The organism is Cobetia sp. (genome assembly GCF_983723665.1).
The window spans coordinates 1,277-4,867 of the sequence record NZ_CFDJES010000172.1 but is presented as its reverse complement, the minus strand read 5'-3'; the positions used below and the strand labels follow the sequence as shown (position 1 = coordinate 4,867).

At 62.6% G+C, this 3,591-nt stretch carries 3 protein-coding genes; 1 reads left to right on the top strand and 2 read right to left on the bottom strand.

Translation table 11 applies throughout. The features are described 5' to 3' along the window. The first annotated feature begins 119 nt into the window (after window positions 1-119). On the top strand, window positions 120-653 hold the full coding sequence (locus AC4FAH_RS13165; protein ID WP_054556587.1) for a hypothetical protein: 534 nt from the start codon (window positions 120-122) through the stop codon (window positions 651-653). Between the two features lie 127 nt (window positions 654-780). Here AC4FAH_RS13165 and AC4FAH_RS13160 read toward each other — a convergent pair whose 3' ends face one another. Beyond that, window positions 781-1,821 carry a hypothetical protein gene (locus AC4FAH_RS13160; RefSeq protein ID WP_213114646.1) on the bottom strand — a complete coding sequence of 347 codons (1,041 nt, stop codon included), beginning with the start codon at window positions 1,819-1,821 and terminating at the stop codon, window positions 781-783. 346 nt (window positions 1,822-2,167) lie between these two features. Next, window positions 2,168-3,379, bottom strand: a complete 1,212-nt coding sequence (locus AC4FAH_RS13155) for a dicarboxylate/amino acid:cation symporter (protein WP_284727510.1) — start codon at window positions 3,377-3,379, stop codon at window positions 2,168-2,170. Window positions 3,380-3,591: the final 212 nt, after the last annotated feature.

The window sequence follows — 3,591 nt, the reverse complement described above, 5'->3', positions numbered from 1 at the left end:
CCCCGATTCACATTCATCCCGCTCGGGTTGCGCTCAAATGCAGCACAAACTGAAGAACTGCGGTAGAATGTGCGCCCAGACTTTAGCTCTTTATCAATTATTCGAGGCAACATAGCAGTATGACCGACGCTAATCTTGACGACCAGCTTGCATCCCTGTTTCAGGAGCAGGACACCAAGCAGGACCAGAACGCCCGCATCAAGGAGCTGGAGCGTCAGCTGCGTGAAGCCAGCAAAGAAGCCGACAAGCTCCGCAATGCCCGTGACAAGGCAAAGAAGGAAGTCGAAGACCTGCGCGCTCGCAACGAACGCCTGAGCGAGAAAGCCGCAGCCTCTGACAAGCACCGCAAGCAGGTCGAACACGAGTTCAACCAGAAGCTGGTGCAGTACAAGGCACGTCTGGCACGCGAACAGGCCATCGCCCAGTCTCGCATGATGCCGATGGGCGCAGCCGTCGAGGAGGCGACCGAAGAAGCCGATGCGGCCTCTCTGGAAGACCTCGGCCTCAACGCTGCCGCTATCCGTGCCCTGACTGACGCTGGTTACGACGATGTCGCCAAGGTTCGCAAGGCTCACGCTGATGGCGTGATCTCTGAAGTCAAGGGCATCGGCCCGAAGGCTCAGTCCCAGATCGCTGAAGCCCTCGACGCCTGATCGTTGCCCTTGATCGAAAAAACCCCGCCAATCGGCGGGTTTTTTGTGTCTGTCATTTGCCCTGTGGCGGGCATGACTGCTGGGTCTACGGCCAGGTCTACACCTGGGGCTACTGCTGGGTTTGCTGCTATAGCTCAGGCCAGCTGACCGCTGACTGCTGCTCGCCCAGCCAGTCCTTGAGGGCGGTGCGCATGTCGGCGGTCGGGATAGCGCGCCCGTTCAGCGCATGCACCACCTTGGGCAGACTCGGCGCCTCACCGGCATCCGCCGGCCAGGCCTGCTTGAGCGTGAAGGCGAGCTTCATCGGCTCTTCGCCGTGCAGGCTCTGCTGCATACGGGCGTGCTCAACGGCCAGTGACTCTAGCTCGGCCTCAAGGCTCGCATCTTCGATATCGGCGCGGCTGACCAGCAGCATGCGCGGCAGGTCGAGCATGTCGGCGCGCGGCAGCCAGTCCTTGGACAGCGGATGCAGCGCCACCAGACGCGTCGCGTCATCGCCGTTGAGGAAGGCGGCGTGCATCTTGCGGCTGTTGATCAGTGCCTGAGGCGCATCCCCGACATATTCATCGCCTTCCAGTTCTTCCAGCGAGCGCGGGCTGACCAGCTGCATGCTGGAGCCGACCTTGACCTCGACCCACTGCTTCAGGGCCAGATGCGAGCGTGCATCGTCATCGCGCATCACCACTCGCACCGCACGCGTGGTGTCATTGAGGAAGCGGATCAGTAGCTCCTGGGGCTCGAACAATTCGGTGTAGCGGATCAGCTCGTCACGCGCGACCAGGCTGACATCGTCGAGATCCGCGCCGTCCAGCACTCGCAGGGACATGCCGCTATCGGCCAGTGCCTTGAGCATCTGCGGTGTCAGGTAGGCGGCGTCGAGGCTGCCATCGCTCAGCCCTTGCTCCACGGCCTCGTGGCTTGAGAACTGCTTGAGCATCAGCGGGCTGCTCAGTTGGTCGTCGAGGGTGCTCTCGGCCTCGAGCATCACGGCGGGACTGACGCTGACGCCGCCATCGGCAGGCATGCCGATCTCCAGCGCGCTGGCGTGCTGGGCAAGGGTCAGGCTGGCAGTGGTGAGCGACAGGGTGGCGAACATGCGCGCCAGACGCGGGCGAGATATCGGTAGCGATATTGTAAGACAGGACAGCGCAGGGGAAAGCAGGGACATCTGGCACTCCGGCAACGGTAACAGGGTGATGGCGTACGGCAGCAATGACATCGCTCGCGCGTGGGCGTCAATGGTAGCCCTTTGGCCTGTGGGTGTCAGGCACGGCGCGGCGTCATGTCTCACCTCGCTGCCAGGCACGCCGTCCTGTGGGGTGGCCGAGGGGATGATCGCGATCACGACCGTGAGGAAGACCGTGGAGATGATCGTAAGGTTGACTGCGGGCATGAAAAAGCCCCGTCTCCGAGAGGAGAAGGGGCTTTTGACGACTGTCAGCGCAGGTGGCTCAGACCACTTCAGCGCACGGCTGAGCACATGCGGCAGCTCACGGCTCAGCACATATGGAAGCTCATGACTGTGAGCGTGCCACCGGTGCTTCGCCGGTCGCGGCAGCTGGCCCCGGCGTCGCCACCACACCATCGCGGCGTGCGAAGTGATCGACCCACAGCGCGATCACGCCATCGCCGGTGACGTTGGTGGCGGTGCCGAAGCTGTCCTGGGCCAGATATAGCGCGATCATCAGGCCGAGTTCCGCCTCGCCAAAGCCGAGCATGCTGCCCAGCACGCCAAGTGCCGCCATCACCGCACCACCCGGCGCCCCGGGCGCAGCGATCATGGTCAGGCCCAGCATGATCAAGAACGGAATCACTTCGCCGAGGCTTGCCAGCGCCAGATTTGGGCTCATCATCATCACGGCAGTAGCACAGGTGACGATGGTGATGGTGGAACCGGAAAGGTGGATGGTGGCGCACAGCGGCACGCTGAAGTTGGCCACTTCATCGCTGACGCCGTTGGCCTTGGTCTGACGCAGGCTGACCGGGATGGTCGCCGCCGACGACATGGTGCCCAGCGCCGTCAGGTAGGCCGGCAGCATGTTGCGCAACAGGCCCAGCGGAGAACGACGCTGGATCAGACCAGTGATCAGGTAGGCCGTGCTGAGCCAGATCCAGTGCATCACGATCGCCAGCACCAGCACCTTCCAGAAGGTATCCAGTGTCGACAGCGCCTTGCCCTCGTAGGCCATCTCGGCAAAGGTGCCGGCGATGAACAGGGGCAGCAGCGGGATGATGACGCGATTTAGGAACACCTCGACCACTTCACGCGATTCGAAGACGGCGCTTTTCAGGGTTGGCAGTTCGCGGCGGCTGATGACCACACCGAAGACGAAGGCCAGCACCAATGCCGTCATCACCGGCAGTGCCGCGGGGATTTCGAGATCGAGAAAGGGAGTCAGGGCATCGCGGCCTTCAGTGACCGGCGCCATGCCGGACAGCATGCCGGGCAGCAGGTTGCTGGCCACCAGGAAGGCGAAGATGCCGGCCAGAATCGTCGACCCGTAGGCCATGCCGACGGTGCGACCCAGCATGGCGCCGGAATTCTTCGGCAGCGACGCGATGCCGCTCATGACGTAGAACAGGATGATCAACGGGATGGTGAAGTTGATCAGCTGGCCGATGATGACCTTGGCGGTCAGCGCGGCACGTACGAGGGCATCCGGGGCCATCAGGCCGATCAGCAGGCCGGCAATGATGCCGAGGATAAGTTTGACGATGAGCTTCATGTGGATCTCGAGGGTTTGACGGGTTCTTGCCCCGATAACGGGTCGTGAATCGCGTACCACCTCGGCGACGCACCGAAATGGCGCGCAGAGTTTACCTGAATTGCGCCACCATTTCAGGCGCCTGGCCAGCTGCCTTGGCATGGGGTGTGAATGCCCATGACTCGACGTGCTGACCAGGCGCCATCTCAGGCTCTCAGCCGTTCATCGCTTCG